This window comes from Paenibacillus hunanensis, assembly GCF_034055775.1.
In the GTDB taxonomy this organism is placed as follows: domain Bacteria; phylum Bacillota; class Bacilli; order Paenibacillales; family Paenibacillaceae; genus Saccharibacillus; species Saccharibacillus hunanensis.
The window spans coordinates 2017467-2033641 of record NZ_CP139194.1; the positions used below are offsets into that span (position 1 = coordinate 2017467).

At 47.1% G+C, this 16175-nt stretch carries 15 protein-coding genes; 12 read left to right on the forward strand and 3 right to left on the reverse strand.

Annotated features, from left to right (window positions below; all coding sequences use genetic code 11):
- The first annotated feature begins 126 nt into the window (after positions 1 to 126).
- A complete protein-coding gene (locus SK066_RS08190) occupies positions 127 to 1329 on the forward strand; it encodes an MFS transporter (protein ID WP_320544310.1) in 1203 nt (400 codons plus the stop codon).
- Positions 1330 to 1513: 184 nt separating this feature from the next.
- On the opposite strand, the gene SK066_RS08195 is transcribed toward SK066_RS08190, so the two are convergent.
- The gene (locus SK066_RS08195; RefSeq protein ID WP_320544831.1) at positions 1514 to 2158 is read right to left on the reverse strand and encodes a YktB family protein; all 645 of its coding nucleotides are present in this window, start codon (positions 2156 to 2158) and stop codon (positions 1514 to 1516) included.
- A 360-nt stretch (positions 2159 to 2518) separates the two neighbouring features.
- Here SK066_RS08195 and SK066_RS08200 point away from each other — a divergent pair, with 360 nt between their 5' ends.
- The 5 genes from SK066_RS08200 (at position 2519) to SK066_RS08220 (ending at position 7460) form a co-directional block, all read left to right on the forward strand.
- A complete protein-coding gene (locus SK066_RS08200; protein ID WP_188775090.1) occupies positions 2519 to 3115 on the forward strand; it encodes a hypothetical protein in 597 nt (198 codons plus the stop codon).
- A 200-nt stretch (positions 3116 to 3315) separates the two neighbouring features.
- The gene (gene gndA / locus SK066_RS08205) at positions 3316 to 4725 is read left to right on the forward strand and encodes an NADP-dependent phosphogluconate dehydrogenase (protein WP_320544311.1); all 1410 of its coding nucleotides are present in this window, start codon (positions 3316 to 3318) and stop codon (positions 4723 to 4725) included.
- 324 nt (positions 4726 to 5049) lie between these two features.
- On the forward strand, positions 5050 to 5751 hold the full coding sequence (locus SK066_RS08210; RefSeq protein WP_320544312.1) for a DUF2262 domain-containing protein: 702 nt from the start codon (positions 5050 to 5052) through the stop codon (positions 5749 to 5751).
- A 331-nt stretch (positions 5752 to 6082) separates the two neighbouring features.
- Positions 6083 to 6616 carry a shikimate kinase gene (locus tag SK066_RS08215; protein ID WP_320544313.1) on the forward strand — a complete coding sequence of 178 codons (534 nt, stop codon included), beginning with the start codon at positions 6083 to 6085 and terminating at the stop codon, positions 6614 to 6616.
- 31 nt (positions 6617 to 6647) lie between these two features.
- Complete coding sequence (locus SK066_RS08220; RefSeq protein WP_320544314.1) at positions 6648 to 7460, forward strand: DUF2262 domain-containing protein; 813 nt, start codon at positions 6648 to 6650, stop codon at positions 7458 to 7460.
- Between the two features lie 121 nt (positions 7461 to 7581).
- Here the strand turns inward: SK066_RS08220 and SK066_RS08225 are convergent, their stop codons facing one another.
- Positions 7582 to 7887 carry a rhodanese-like domain-containing protein gene (locus tag SK066_RS08225; protein ID WP_320544315.1) on the reverse strand — a complete coding sequence of 102 codons (306 nt, stop codon included), beginning with the start codon at positions 7885 to 7887 and terminating at the stop codon, positions 7582 to 7584.
- 101 nt (positions 7888 to 7988) lie between these two features.
- Between SK066_RS08225 and aroA the strand changes: the two genes are divergently transcribed.
- The 4 genes from aroA (at position 7989) to ptsP (ending at position 13745) form a co-directional block, all read left to right on the forward strand.
- Positions 7989 to 9278, forward strand: coding sequence for a 3-phosphoshikimate 1-carboxyvinyltransferase (gene aroA, locus SK066_RS08230; RefSeq protein ID WP_188775096.1), 1290 nt, complete (start codon positions 7989 to 7991; stop codon positions 9276 to 9278).
- Between the two features lie 80 nt (positions 9279 to 9358).
- Entirely contained in the window at positions 9359 to 9790 is a 432-nt protein-coding gene (locus SK066_RS08235) for a CoA-binding protein (protein WP_188775097.1), read from the forward strand.
- Between the two features lie 299 nt (positions 9791 to 10089).
- Complete coding sequence (locus SK066_RS08240; RefSeq protein ID WP_188775098.1) at positions 10090 to 11970, forward strand: glucose PTS transporter subunit IIA; 1881 nt, start codon at positions 10090 to 10092, stop codon at positions 11968 to 11970.
- Positions 11967 to 13745: a phosphoenolpyruvate--protein phosphotransferase gene (ptsP, locus tag SK066_RS08245; protein WP_320544316.1), complete on the forward strand. Its 1779-nt coding sequence runs from the start codon at positions 11967 to 11969 to the stop codon at positions 13743 to 13745. Before SK066_RS08240 ends, ptsP begins: the two co-directional genes overlap by 4 nt.
- A 128-nt stretch (positions 13746 to 13873) precedes the next feature.
- Here the strand turns inward: ptsP and SK066_RS08250 are convergent, their stop codons facing one another.
- Entirely contained in the window at positions 13874 to 14401 is a 528-nt protein-coding gene (locus SK066_RS08250; protein WP_320544317.1) for a type 1 glutamine amidotransferase domain-containing protein, read from the reverse strand.
- 299 nt (positions 14402 to 14700) lie between these two features.
- Here SK066_RS08250 and ytxJ point away from each other — a divergent pair, with 299 nt between their 5' ends.
- Both ytxJ and ccpA read left to right on the forward strand, forming a co-directional pair.
- Positions 14701 to 15042, forward strand: coding sequence for a bacillithiol system redox-active protein YtxJ (gene ytxJ, locus SK066_RS08255; RefSeq protein ID WP_188775101.1), 342 nt, complete (start codon positions 14701 to 14703; stop codon positions 15040 to 15042).
- 116 nt (positions 15043 to 15158) lie between these two features.
- Complete coding sequence (gene ccpA, locus SK066_RS08260; RefSeq protein ID WP_188775102.1) at positions 15159 to 16163, forward strand: catabolite control protein A; 1005 nt, start codon at positions 15159 to 15161, stop codon at positions 16161 to 16163.
- Positions 16164 to 16175: the final 12 nt, after the last annotated feature.

The following is a 16175-nucleotide window of genomic DNA, read 5'->3' on the forward strand; positions in this document are numbered from 1 at the left end:
GGGTTACGATGAAATCCGCATCGCTGAAGGGAGTACCCAATGTCTTCAATTCGTTATGAAGCTACATCTAAGACGACAAGAAATAATCGAATCTTATTCATATATTTATGGTTGCTGATTTTTTTCGTGGAATTTGTAAAGGGAGGCTTGCTCGTTACACTGCTGCCTCTTTATATGGGGCATCGGCTCGGATTGCCTGCATTTGCAATCGGTGTAGCATTCGCCTCCCAGTATATTGGTGATAACGCATTGCGCAGTCCAGCAGGCTGGATGGCTGAACGGCTGGGCTTTCGCCTGACGATGACGCTCGGCATGCTGCTCATTTTGGCAGCGGTCATTGTCATGTCAACCGTCCAGCATCCGGGCTGGCTGATCGTTGCCTGTGCGACGATGGGCATCGGCAGCGCTCCACTCTGGCCTTGCGTCATGTCCAAAATAACCGATATTTCCAGCGAAACCGGTAATTATGGTACACATATGGGAATTATCGAAATTGCCTCACTTGGTGGAGCCGGTCTGGGGCCAGTCGTGATGAACTGGCTCAGTAGCGATTCCTATACCTTTTCATTTGGCATGTTATTGCTCTGTATGATCGTTGTCGTTGTGGTGGCTTTATTTTTACCAGGGCGAACCAAGCAGCGTCCATCGACGTTAAGCCAGGTAGCGAATATAGAAGCAGACCAGACTGATGAGGATACATCCATCGATCCTGCTTATGTCCGTAAACCAGGCGAAAGCAGATTACATTATTATGTCCAGCTTATGCGTTCGCTGAATATTCATCCATTGCTATATCCAGCCTTATTTATGCAGTCCTTTGCGCTCGGTGTACTAACACCGATTATTACATTATATGTAGTGAGTGAACTCGGGCTTACGCCGGCTTATTTTAATGCATTACTAATTGGCGGTGGTGCGGTGACAGTGCTGGGACTCATTCCTGCGGGACGTTTGATTGACCGGGTGGGCAGCAAGCTGTTTTTACGTACAGGCTTTTTGCTGGCAGCTACCGCGCTGCTGGGGCTAGCCTCAACACATGCATTGCCATGGATCTGGGTATTTGTATTATGTGCAGGCTTTAGCTATGCGATGATTCTGCCAGCATGGAATTCACTGCTAGCGAATCTCGTGCCTGCCAAGGAGAAAGGTGCCGTATGGGGACTATTTCTCACTTTACAAGGCTCAGGGCTGGTGCTGGGACCGATTGTGTCCGGCAAGCTGTGGGACGATATTAGTCCACAGGCGCCATTTTATGTGAGCGCAGCGGCGATGCTGTTGCTCTTTATCATTCACTGGGTGATGATTCGGCAGCGTCCCAATATCCGTTAACATCAAAAGCCGTACCTTTTCGCCGTCAGTATGCTGACGCTTGAAAGGGTACGGCTTTTATTATGCTATGTGATAGCTATTCATATATTTCAGTGTACCTATAACTAGGCTAGCTGTATAACGATCCGAACGAACAATAAAAAATAGGTCTATAGCCCATAAATTGAGACTTGCTTCCGAAGCGTTAGACCGTTGCCATCCGGTATAATGGAAGCAGTTGCTGGAAGGTGTCTTCAACCTGACGTACAAAGGCATCACCATCACGTAGCAATGGATCATTTTTATCAAAACGTAGTCCGCAGATAATCTCTGACTTTTTCACGTTTTGCAGACGGTTTGCCATCTCCAGCAGCTGCTCATCCGATAACTCGGCTTGTGGCGTTCCCTGCGGAGACATATGGTCTGGCGACCAGTAGTAATGGGCTGGTACGATCTGTTTCACCTTATCCAGCTTCGCTGCCATCGCACGACCAAAATCCACCTTCCGTGGACTCTCGTAAATAATGGCAAATACGACAAACACGTGAGTACCGAACATGCCCACTTCAAAATGAGGCAGTGCTTTATAGCCACGCTTATTTGCAGCCCAGGCTACCCATGTATCCTTGGGCGGATTCACTGTCCGACGTGCATGCTTGGCAACATGAACGTACATTTCCTCACCACAGAGCGTTGCCAGATGTGGCTGAATCAGCTCTCCAAGTGCAGTCAGCTTGGGACGAACACGAGCGATCAGAGCCTCCATACGCGGCTCCAGCCCATCAATCGCAAATACTTCAAAATCTTCGGCAGTAAAGCCGGAGAATGTTGCTTCCTTAGTTGAATTCATCATCCTGTTGTACCTCTCTTTCCGATCCGTAGGGTTCCATGTCAATCACAGCTATAATAGCATATTTGGTCGTTATATTTTCATGAAGATTACATGTGAGTAGGCGGTTTGCTGCTTAGACAAACAGGCAAACGGGTAAAAATAATCAAGCTACCGCTGTATATTGCAGTCTATTTTGTAGCTTATGGAATAATGATGTTTTTGCATATGAAGGACTGTTCCTATTTTGTAAAAACAGAAGCTATACCGATTGAATTAGATACAAACAGATGGCCGCAATTATATACCACTACAACACAACGCATAATGATAATCATACACGCATGAGTATAAATGATAAGGGACAAAGGAGGGAATACCATGAACAAGAGCTATGAAGTGGAATATTGCAATGTAGAGCTTCGTTTTGCACGCCGCGATATCCAGAATCTGATCCGCGATCTGATCAAGGAAGGGTACTCTCTATACTGGCGTGAAACCGATGATTCTTTTATCGTATCGATACGTACGGATAACCACATGACCAAGCTACGCTTCCAGCAAAGTCAGGAAGGATACAAGCTGATTGGCGATTACCGTATTCATGATGCGCGACTGGCAGAGTGGATGGAAAAGCTGATCGGTGACACAAAGGGTCATGCAATCGTCAAGCGTTTTCGCGATCAGCAGATTCTCGTCGAGAATATTCTATTCGGTGAAGTGATTCGAATGGTAGAGATTTCCGGCTTTGAGCAGCGAATTTTGTACCAGAAGGAATCGACACCGAATCGGGAATCGCTGCAAAATCTGTATATGTCAATGGAGGGCGAGCAGCGCATCGCATCCACAGAGGATAAGATTGACGAACTGCTGGATCGCTTGAACGAAGCGTTAAAGGCAGGCGATCAAGAGCAGGTGGATGTATGTAAGAAAATGTTGGAAAATCTGCGTTTTGAGCTTATTCGTTTGGAAAAGTAAACTATAGGGCGTGATATACATGCGAATCGTAAAAATAGTTAGAATTTTACACAAAAATTCAACGTTTTTATGAATTTTCATGGGATCACGCCTTTGGACTTTCTTTATAAGAATAAAACATGTAAAATGTTGAAAGGCTCACATGAAAGATTCAAAATGAGGAAATACAAATACTTAATGTAAAGGATGGAGAACCGGAAATGTCTAAACAACAAATTGGTGTAGTTGGTCTTGCCGTTATGGGTAAGAACCTGGCTCTTAACATCGAAAGCAAAGGGTTCAGCGTATCTGTATTTAACCGTTCCCCTCAAAAAACACATGATCTGCTGGAAGAAGCACAGGGTAAAAACCTGGTAGGTACATTCTCAATCGAAGAATTCGTACAATCCCTGGAAGTACCTCGCAAAATCCTGATCATGGTTCAAGCAGGTCCGGCAACTGACGCTACCATTGAGCAGCTGGTTCCGCATCTGGATCAAGGCGATATTATTATTGATGGCGGTAACGCCCATTTCCCTGATACACAGCGTCGTAACAAAGAGCTGGAGGAAAAAGGCTTCCGCTTTATCGGAGCAGGCGTATCCGGCGGTGAAGAAGGCGCCCTGAAAGGCCCAGCAATCATGCCAGGCGGACAGGAAAGTGCCTACAAGCTCGTTGAGCCTATCCTGACTTCCATCTCTGCACATGTGAACGGCGATCCTTGCTGTACATATATCGGACCGGACGGTGCAGGTCACTATGTGAAAATGGTTCACAACGGTATCGAGTATGGCGACATGCAGCTGATCGGTGAAGCTTATAACCTGCTCACATCCGTACTGGGTGCAGACACCAAAGAACTGCATTCCATTTTCGATGAGTGGAATAAAGGCGAGCTGGATAGCTACCTGATCGAAATTACGACCGATATCTTTACGAAATATGACGAAGAAACAGGCAAGCCAATGGTCGATGTAATCCTTGATGCTGCTGGTCAAAAAGGTACAGGTAAATGGACAAGCCAGAGCGCGCTCGATCTGGGCGTACCACTGTCCATGATTACGGAATCTGTATTCGCACGCTTCCTGTCTGCAATCAAGGAAGAGCGCGTAGCTGCAAGCAAAATTCTGAGCGGTCCAAAAACCGAAGCGTTCTCTGGCGACAGAGCAGAATTTATCGAAGCGATCCGCAAAGCGCTGTACGCTTCCAAAATCGTTTCCTATGCTCAGGGCTTCGCACAAATGCGCGCTGCATCGGACGAGCATAGTTGGGATCTGAAATACGGCAACATCGCGATGATCTTCCGTGGTGGTTGCATTATTCGTTCCCGCTTCCTGCAAAACATCAAAGATGCATACGACAAAGACGGCGGCCTGAAAAATCTGCTACTGGACGACTACTTCAAAAACATCGTTGAGAGCTATCAAGATGCATGGCGTGAAGTCGTTGCAACAGCTGTAAAATACGGTATCCCAGTTCCTGGTTTCTCCAGCGCACTGGCTTACTTCGACAGCTACCGCACAGAGCGCCTGCCAGCTAACCTGCTGCAAGCACAACGCGACTACTTCGGCGCTCACACGTTCAAGCGTGTGGACAAAGAAGGAACATTCCACTACGAGTGGATGAAGTAATTTTATCTATTTGTACCAGAAGCTGAGTGGACAAAGTTACTTCATCATCTAGTATGATCATTTAACTTTGCATAAGCTTCATTGGTAGTTTTATTGGTAGTTTTAAATGAAAGGAGCGGATCATTTCCGCTCCTTTTTATATGAAGCTCTGCGACTGAATAGATCATAATATAGACCCAGGCAAGTATATTAAAAGAAGTAGATTAAAAAGAGTTGAACTAGAAGTGGACTGAAAAAGATGAATGAATTAAATAAATTAGTTGGAAATCTTACGCACTAACAAATGGATCGTTATACATACAACACATCCAAAGGAGAAGCAAAATGACAGACATCAACCTTCATCCTAAATGGTCACACCGAGATCAGTGGATCGGTAATCTAAACTGGATAAAATATACTATTCGAGTACGCATTCATCTGTCGAACCAGCAATCGATAAACAGCCAACAGCAACAGCTTCTATCCACCTTGCAGACAAACACTTCTTATTGGGATAACCACTTTCGTCAATATGCCGCAAAACAATACATAGAAAATCCAGACAATCTACACCTTAACAACATACAAAGCATCTTAGAAAAACAGACCATTTCCCAGCTCGCAAGCGACCTAACCGTCCGCGAAATTGAAATTACACATACCGGCTTTACTATTTCATTAGACGACCAACACCTATTGCCAGCACATTCCCTTCAAGTTAGTGGAACGCTTGACCAGGAATTAATAACAGCTCATCTACTAGACATACGCCAACAATACAACAAGATTATCGATACAATCGAAACCAATCCCACCAAGCAAACTGAAACATTAGAACACCTTATCAACCTGTACCCGGATGCCATCAACAGCTACGAACACGACATCGCAGATTCCATCCCCCTATTCGTAGTGGATATAGGCGACAATAACACATGCCAATACCTCAACATCTTAAAAGAAACCACATCCGACACCACTCTCCAAAACGAATTCACCTACTGGATCAAAGCCATCGAAGCCAAAAATGAAAAGACAAAATGAGTACATGACAATACAGAGTTGTTGAATCAGGATAAACTTATCACTTCCTGCCTACACCCCCCAAGAGATGAATCTCAATTGATGGATGAGCACGGAACGAAGGGAAGGAAATAACGGGAAAGGACTCCTTTGGAGGGGCGGGAATCTTCATTTCTTCCTAATCCCAAAGATTCCCGCGGCTCCACCTGAGTCCGTCCCGTTATTCCTTCCCGGAGTGGACTGCCCCTTCCATCCCCATTAGAGTTCACATCCGCCCACAGAGCATTGTCCAACCTCCCCCCCATATGGTATGATGTGTGCAACAAAAAAGATGCTGAAAGAGGTGTGCACATTGCATCAGGAAAGTGAGTTTCAGCATTCCAATATCATTCTCGTTGGTATGATGGGAACCGGCAAAACGACGGTCGGCACGCTGCTGGCACAGCAGCTATCGTATCCGCTCGTGGATATGGATACGATTATTGCTGAGAGAGAGGGAATGTCGGTACAGGAGATTTTCCGTACGAAAGGCGAAGCCTATTTCCGCGACCTGGAAAGTCAGGTGCTGGAGCAAATGCTACAGTCGACTGGTCAGGTAATTTCTACTGGAGGCGGCTGCGTACTGCGTGAGCTGAACCGTGCAGTGATGCTTGATAAAGGTATGGTGGTGGCATTGACCGCAGATGTCGATCATATTGTCGGTCGTGTAGCTGGCGATACGAATCGTCCTCTACTGGCAGGTGATACGAGAGAACGAGTACAGACTATCATGGAAGAGCGCAAAGATGCGTATCGGTTTGCTCATGTTACCGTAGATACATCGCTCTTGACGCCGGATGAAGTCGTTACGCATATTTTAACACGTTACCGCGTTCAAGCTTCTTAGGTTTTAGGCGAAAAAGTAGAGGTGTAATCATATGAGTAATAATGAAGCATTGATCATGCAAGAGGTTCAGCAATTTCAGCAGTCATTTCCAGCGGGTGCTGAGCTGGACATTATCGCATTAACCGGCGCAGATAGTGCTTCTTACAGTAGAATGGGCAACGAACAGGCATGGATGGCTACCATCTCTGTGACAGCATGGCATGTACAGGATCATGCGGACATTCAACAGGGTGCATTCATTTTAGTGAATAAAGATGAAGAGAAGAAGCTAGAACAGCTATTCGACCCCATGGAAGCCAACCAGATCTGGAAAATGAAAGTTCGCCGCGATCAGAATCGCTTGCTGCTCTTGAAGCTTGATCAGCTCGTAGACCCGGCTCAGGAGCCCCAGCTTGCTCCTATACTGAAGGAACAGACAAGTGAGGTCACGATCGAGCATGAACGTCTTGGTACGTTCGTACTGGATCGGAGAATCAACACATTTAATCGTAACATCGAATGGCTTGGTGTGAAGGTTAGAGTCAGTTTAGAGTACGGTGAGCAGGTGCATACACAGCTAGATAACTTAGCTCACCTGCTGGATCATGCTGCGCAGTGGGATGAGAGTATCCGTGTGTTTGCTGCGCAGGAGCTGATTGAGCTGAAAAACGATAGCTGGCTGGAAGAAGACGAGGAAGAATGGAGCGAAGCGAATTTTGCTAAGCAATTATCACTAGTATCCATCACCTTCAGCGAAGAGGACTTTACTTTCTGGTTCGATGATGGTGATTTGTTCTGGGGGCACGCTATATATGTAAGCAATACGATAGAGGATGGACCATATGATGCGAACATAGGTGGCTGATTCGCAGACAGGAATGCTTTAAATGTATGATTAAATTCCTAATCGTATTGTCTATTTTGCCCTTCCATTGCCTACAATATATCGGCAAGTTCATAAGAACAAGCACAAAAAAAGGCGGAGGCTATTCGCCCTCCACCCAGTCAATCATACCGCCTTCCATGTTCAGGCAGTTGTCATAGCCATGCTGGCTCAAGTATTCGCGTACACGCTCGCTACGGTAGCCGCTGCGGCAGATGAGCACCGTCGGTGCGTCCGGATCAATTTCGTCCAAACGACCTGGAATTTCACCCATTGGAATATGACGCGCGCCATCGATCATGCCTTGAATGACTTCCTCATGCTCGCGTACATCGATCAGCTGTAGCTTTTCGCCAGCGTTCATACGCTCACGTAGCTCGTCTGTCGTAATCTGAGTTTGCTTGGACATCGTTATCCCTCTATTCATTAAAATAGTTCACACCTATGCCAATTTGTTATACATCAGGCAATCTGTGTTCATCATACCAAACCCCGAAGGAGAATAAAACCATGGATGTTATTGTTACCCCTACTCCAGAGCTGAAAGGAGAGATCGGAGCCCTTTCTTCCAAAAACTATACAACGCGTTATTTGCTCGTCGCTGCACTGGCAGATGGAACGAGTACGATTCATTTTCCGGCACATAGTGAGGATAGTGATGCGATGCGTCGCTGTATTCGTGATCTAGGAGCTGTGCTTGAGGAAGATGATGAGAAGATCGTGATCAAAGGGTTTGGCAGCAAGCCGGTTGATGTAAAGGAGCTGAATGTGGGGAATGCGGGTGCCGTATTGCGTTTCTTAATGGCGATCGCAGCGCTTTGCCCGGAAGTAACCTTTGTGAATACATACCCGGATTCGCTGGGCAAGCGTCCGCATGACGATCTGATCGAATCGCTCGGTCAGCTTGGTGTCGAGGTGGAGCATCAGCAAGGACGTCTGCCAATCACCATTCGTGGCGGCAAGCCAAAAGGTGGCAAAATTACCGTTTCGGGTAGCGTGAGCTCGCAGTATTTGAGCGCATTGCTGTTCCTGACTCCATTGCTGGAGGAAGATAGCGAAATTACAGTGCTGCACGATCTGAAATCCAAAGTCGTGGTAGGTCAGACGCTGGAAGTGCTGGAGCAGGCGGGCATCGTGATCGAAGCGAGCGAAGACCTGATGCATTACCGTGTGCCTGGACGTCAGCAGTATAAAGCACAGGAATATACCGTTCAAGGTGACTATCCGGGTTCAGCTGCTGTGCTGGCAGCTGCCGCGGTTACGGTATCCGATGTGACGATTCACCGATTGCCTGTTCAGAGTAAGCAGGGCGAGAAGGCAGTAGTCGATGTACTGCAAATGATGGACGTTCCGCTTACACACGAAAATGATATCGTGCATGTACAGGGCAATGGACGCCTCAAGGCAATAGAGTTTGACGGCGATGCGGCGACAGATGCCGTGCTGGCAATGGTCGCAGCAGCTGTATTTGCTGAAGGCACATCCCGTTTCTATAATGTAGAGAACCTTCGTTACAAGGAATGTGATCGGATTACGGACTACCTGAACGAGCTACGCAAAGCAGGCGCAAATGTAGAAGAGCGTCAGGCAGAGATTATCGTACACGGTCGTCCAGAAGGGGTAGAAGGCGGCGTAACGATCGATGCGCATTATGATCACCGCGTAATTATGGCGCTATCTATCGTCGGTCTGCGTGCTAAGGCACCGATTCGTATCCAGGACGCGCATCATGTTGCCAAATCGTATCCGCAATACTTTGATCATATCCGTTCGCTTGGTGCTAAGGTAGAATGGGTATAAGAGCATAGTACACTTCGCTGGCATTAGCAGCTTTATGCGAAGAATGATAATGCTCTAAGATGATAAAGGAGGCGTCAGCAATGGCTTTTGAAAATCCTTCACGGGAAGAAATTAAGACCATTCTGGAGCAAACTGGTAATATTGCGGTGGTCGGACTATCGGACAAAACGGATCGTACCTCTTATATGGTGGCAGCGGCGATGCAGGATCGTGGATATCGTATCATTCCAGTGAATCCGATGGCAGCAGGTGCAACGATTCTGGGTGAGACCTGTTATGCTTCACTCGCCGATGTGCCTGATCCGATCGATATGGTCAATGTGTTCCGTCGTAGCGAGTACTGCACCGAGGTTGCTCATGAGGCGGTACAGGCAGGTGCTCGTATCCTATGGATGCAGCTGGGTGTCGTAAATATGGAAGCCGCAGCAATTGCAGCTGATGCTGGACTCACCGTTATTATGGATCGCTGTATTAAAGTAGAAGATGCCATCGTACGACCTGTACGCAGCTAAAATAAAGCTGTACAGGGCCATTACACTTGTTCAGATTCAGGTGGGGACGAGGAACAGCATCGACTCTCAAAGTTGATGTAGTATGTGGAATAAACAGAGTAATTGAGCGGTGTAGCTGCTCCAGTAATCGCAATGAGGTTACTGGAGCAGCTTTTATTTTCAATGATCGGCAAGCGCTTGCATGCTTGTACATAACGCTTGAAAAGAGCTTGTTCAGACATCCTCGATAATCGTAGCAAAGTGCTTTGACAAAAGATGGCTGACAGCGTACCATCAGGTATAGGAAGGGGGAAGGCGCGTTGAATTGGCTAGGTTCCCTGCAACAGTTCGGTAGAGCCATTATGCTTCCCACAATGGTGCTTCCGGCTGCAGCCATACTGCTTAGCGTTGGCGGCTTACCCTGGGGGACATGGGGCTTGCCCATGGTTTCGGAGGTCGCTACGATTGCAGGACAAAGTATATTTCACTATTTACCCTTTATATTTGCGATCGGTGTAGCGCTTGGCCTTGCCAATCAGGAAGGACCCGCTGGACTCGCTGCATTTGCGGGTATGGCTTTATATGATTATGTGGTCAAGCATTTTAGTGATGCTTTACTACAGCCATCCACACTGATTGGGATTATCATCGGTGTGATTGCCGGAGCGGCATATCGTAGATTCAAAAATGTCCGTTTGCCCGAAGCGATTCAGTTTTTTGGCGGTTCAAGGTTCGTGTTATTGTTCATGGGCCTATTTTCGTCCGTTTTTGCGTGTCTGATGCTATGGCTCGCTCCGATTCTACAGGAGCTGCTCAATGGATTAACCTGGGTGCTGTCCACAATGGGCGGCTTTGGTTTGTTTCTATACGGGGCATTGTACCGAATATTGTCTGCATTTGGCTTGCATCATTTGCTTAACAATATCGTCTGGTTCCAGATTGGATCGTTTGAGGCGCACGGAGATATTGTACAGGGCGATTTGCCGCGCTTTTTCAGCGGAGATCCGACAGCAGGCATTTATATGGCAGGCTTATATCCAGTCATGATGTTTGCGCTGCCTGCGGCTGCACTGGCGATTATTCAAGAGGCGAGGGAAGACCTGAAGCCCAAAGTCCGCAAAACCTTTATGCGGGCGGCGCTGGTCTGCTTTTTAACCGGTGTATCCGAGCAGATTGAGTTCGCCTTTTTATTTGCATCACCAGGACTATTCATTTTGCATATTATTCTGTCCGGTCTGGCGATGTGGATCACGTATGCACTCGATATTCATCATGGCTTTTCATACTCTGCGGGTGTGATCGATTACGTACTCAACTATCATTTATCAACAAATGCCTGGTTGCTTATTCCAATTGGGCTCGTTTATGCCGTTATTTATTATAATGTGTTTCGCTACGCGATTCGCACCTTCCGTATTCCGACACCTGGTCGGGAGGAAGCGTCGACACTTGGAGACTGGGTGGGTAATATTCCGTATCAGGCTCCACTTATTTTGCAGGCGCTTGGTGGTAAGGAGAATGTGGTACAGGTAGAAGCATGTATTACACGTCTTCGTTTGACGGTGGTGAATGACCGTCTGCTGGATGGTAAAGCATTGAAGGAGCTAGGCTCTGCGGGGCTGATCAAGCTCGGTGGAGGAAATGTGCAGATCGTGTTTGGCACCTATTCGGAGCTAATTCGCGAGGAGATTCGCAAGTTGATGGATCGCGATCTGTCGCATGTGAAGTTCTGTGCGCCGGTACAAGGGAAAATGATTCCATTGTCCGAGGTGCCAGATCAGATTTTCGCAGGCAAGCTAGTTGGTGAAGGGGTAGCCTTTGTACCGGACAGTGGCGAGCTGGTATCGCCTGTCGCAGGTACGATTATCCACCTGTATCCAACGATGCACGCACTCGGTATACGAACAGTGGATGGATTGGAGATTTTGCTGCATATCGGCATTGATACATCTCAGCAAAAGGGCTGTTTTGAAGCCCATGTAGCTGCTGGTGATGTGGTGGAAGCCGGGCAGCTGTTGATCAAGTTCGACCTGGATACTTTGCAAAAAAACGCACCGTCACTTGCGACACCAATGGTTATTACCAATCCAGACCGTGTGAAGTCATGGAGCTATGCTCCCTTTAAACAGGTGAAAAAGGGGCAAGGAACGGTAATGTCGGTGGTTATGTATGACAAGAACGGTGGGGAGGAAAAAGCATGATTCAAGGAGTTGCGGCTGCTGCTGGAGTAGCCATTGGCAAAGCATTTGTGCTGCCAACATGGGAATGGGATGTACCGGATCAGAAGCTGGATGCGGTCGATCTGACCCGTGAATTTGAACGCTTGTACGAGGGTATTCGCACGTCCAAGCATGAGATTGAATCGATGAAAACGGAGTTTTCGGAAATTGCGGGGCCGGAGGAATCCAGCATCTTTGATGCGCATATCGCTATTTTGGAAGACCCTGAATTTATGAATGAGATTCGTGGAATTATTGAACGTCAGTATAAGGCAGCCGAGGTGGCGGTGCAGGAAGCAACAGATCACTTTGTTACGATGTTTGATCTGCTGGATGATGAGTATATGAAGGAGCGTGCTGCCGATATTAAGGATGTGGGCAATCGTCTGCTCAAGCATCTGCTTGGTGCGCCTGAAGTCAAGCTGCCTAGCGATAATGAGCCGTATGTACTCGTAGCGAAGGAGCTTCCACCTTCTCAGCTAGTGCATTTGAATCCACAGCATGTACTTGGCATCATTACATTGATGGGTGGGAAAACGTCGCATTCCGCTATTATGGCGCGTGCGCTCGGTATTCCGCTCGTATCCGGTCTGGAAGTCGAGCTGGACACACTCGTCCAAACAGGAGAAACGGTAGTCGTTGATGGTGATAACGGGCTGATTTATGTGAGCCCTGATCGAGATACCGTATCACATTACCGTAAGCTGCGTACGGAGCAGCAGCAGCGCAAGCAACAGCTGGAGCTACTGAGCAAGGTCGATTCGGTTACACGCGATGGTGTGCGTGTACGATTGTCCGCTAATATCAGTTCGGTGAAAGAGCTGGAAATCGCACTCAAAAATGGTGCCGAGGGTGTAGGCTTATTCCGTACCGAATTCATGTACATGGATCGTCACGCACTGCCAACCGAGCAGGAGCAGTTTGATATTTATCGTCTTGTCGCAGAAAAGGCAGGCGGCGAGTCGGTCGTCATTCGTACACTCGATATTGGTGGCGATAAGGAGCTGGACTATTTTGAATTGCCAGAGGAAGAAAATCCATTCCTCGGCTATCGTGCAATTCGTATCTGTCTCGACCATCGCGATATGTTCAAAACACAGCTACGTGCGATCCTGCGTGCTAGTGCTCATGGCAAAGTGAAGATTATGTATCCGATGATCTCATCGCTAGAGGAGCTACGTGCCGCTGGCGATGTATTGGATGAAGCCAAGCGTGAGCTGGATGGAGAAGGCATTGCATATGATCGTAGTATTGAGGTTGGCATTATGATTGAGGTGCCTGCTGCGGTGGCGATTGCTGATCTACTCGCAGGTGAATGTGACTTCTTTAGTATTGGTAGCAATGATCTCGTTCAATATGTACTTGCAGTTGACCGGATGAATGAGCATATTGCTCATATGTACAACCCGTATCATCCTGCTGTGCTACGTATGCTACGTGCCACGATCAATGCAGCCCATGATGCAGGCATTCCGGTTAGCGTCTGTGGCGAAATGGCAGGTGACGAGCGCTCCTTGCCGTTCTGGTTACATCTCGGCGTGCACCGTCTGAGCATGTCGCCGCAATCGCTCTTACGTATTAAGCAGTCGGTGCTGCATACTACTGCACGTGATGCTGCTGCTATGGCAGCTGATTGGATGAAGCTTCGTACATCCAACGAGATTGAGCGGGAACTGGACATTTATATTAAGGCATTTCATGCGCTCGTGAACCAGGATCAGAAGCTAGCTTCTCTCGCGTCTTGTAAAGCGAATTAAACGAATGAGATAACTAAAATTGAACGAAATGAATAAAATCGAATGCGATGAATAAAATAAAAAAAGGCTTTCTCTCACGAGAAAGCCTTTTTTGCATCTAAATAGATCAGCTGTATCATGAATATCATTTAAGCCTTATCAGCCAGCGCATCACAAAATGCCAGTCCATACGGCGGCAAATCTGGCGGGCGGCGAGCCGATATGATGTGTCCATCGACAACAACGGCTTCATCCTTCCAGATCGCGCCTGCATTTTCCATATCATCACGAATACCCGGCGTAGACGTAACTGTCACTCCATCCAGAATCTTAGCGGAAATGAGCACCCAGCCAGCATGGCAGATCTGACCGATCGGCTTGTGTGCTTCGTGCATTTCACGTACCAGCTCCAATACCTTTGGATAGCGGCGCAGCTTATCTGGCGCCCAGCCACCGGGAACAAGAATCCCATCATAATCGCTACTGCTCAGTTCATCAAAGCTGTACTCCGCTTGAGCAGGCACGCCATATTTACCGATATAGGTTTTGTCTTTCTCGGCGCCAGCCAGATGTACCTCGGCACCTTCCTCGCGTACACGATAGACTGGATACCATAGCTCCAGATCCTCAAATTCTTCATCGACCAGCGCAATAACCTTTTTACCAGCTAATCTCATTTTACACTTCCTCCTATTCTATCGTTCTTCATCAAAATCAGTATACCCATCTATTGTAACAATAACCGCTTGACGGAGCCATCCATACAGCAAATGAAGCAAAAAAACCGCATTATTAGTGGATTTGTGAAATGGAAATGATAACTACCATGAAAGTTACATTACGCAGGAATGGCTAAAAAAGCGTTAACATTGACAAAAAAATAGATTTTTCAGCCCTTTTTTGATAAGATACTTATGATAGTTGATTATGAAAACGTTCTTACATTACAATATAACAAAAAAGGGATGTGTGGGTAATGGCAAACGTAACGGAATTGACAACGATCGACCAGCTAAATGAGGCTATTGATCATACCGCACAGAAGCCGCTTCTCGTTTTTAAACACAGTACGCGTTGTCCAATCAGTGCAGGAGCGTACCAACAATTTCAGTCTTATCTGGGCAGTGAGCCTAATGAAGATGTCGATTATAGTCTGATTTATGTCGTGGAAAATCGTGATGTTTCGCTTGCTGCTGCGGATGCGCTGGATGTACAGCATCAGTCACCACAGGTGCTTTTGATCAAGGACGGCAAGTCGGTATGGGATACATCTCATTCCAACATTACAGCTAACGCATTGCGTGAAGCGCTCTCTTGAAGAATTGTTAACATGATTGCATCAACCTGCAATTTATCGTATTATGAATGTAAATGAAAAATTAAGAAAATCGTTGAAAACAAGACGAAAATTTACCTGTAATGGAGAGAATGAACGTGACAGTAACTATTTACGATGTAGCACGCGAAGCCGGCGTCTCTATGGCTACCGTATCTCGTGTAGTCAACAACAATCCGAACGTCAAACCGCAAACCCGTAAAAAGGTGTACGAAGCGATCGAGCGTCTGGGCTACCGTCCAAATGCCGTTGCACGTGGTCTGGCAAGCAAAAAGACAACGACCGTAGGTGTCGTTATTCCTGATATCTCGAACTCTATCTTTGCGGAAATCGCGCGTGGGATCGAGGATATCGCCAACATGTATCATTACAACATCATTCTGTGTAATGCCGATAAGAAAAAAGAAAAAGAAATTCGCGTTGTGAATACGCTGCTGGAAAAGCAGGTAGACGGTCTATTGTTCATGGGTGGTACCGTAACCGAGGATCATCTGCAAGCGTTTCAAACGGCAGCAGTGCCAATCGTGCTCTGCGCAACACGCGATGAAGAGGGAATCATTCCTTCCGTGGATATCGATCATGAGCAGGCGGCATTTGACGCTGTAAACACATTGATCCGCCACGGTCACCGTGAGATTGCTATGATCAGCGGTACATTGCAAGATCCTGCGAATGGCTACGCTCGTTTCCAGGGCTACAAGAAAGCGCTTGAAGCTGCTAATATCGAGTACAAGGAAGATTGGGTGCGTATCGGTAACTACCGTTATGAATCTGGCGTGGAAGCGATGAAATACTTCATCGGTCTGAAAAAGCGTCCAACGGCGATCTTCGCTGCAACAGATGAAATGGCGATTGGTGCGATTCATAGCATTCAGGATGAAGGCTTGAAAGTTCCAGATGACTTCTCTGTCATCTCTGTAGATAATATCCGCCTTGCTTCGATGGTTCGTCCGCAGCTGACAACAGTAGCTCAACCGATGTACGATCTCGGTGCAGTAGCAATGCGTCTGCTGACCAAGCTGATGAAAAAGGAAAACGTGGACAACTCACGCGTTATTTTGCCGCATGAAACAATCCTGCGTCTGTCTGTCAATCAGCGTTAATGCATAACAAAT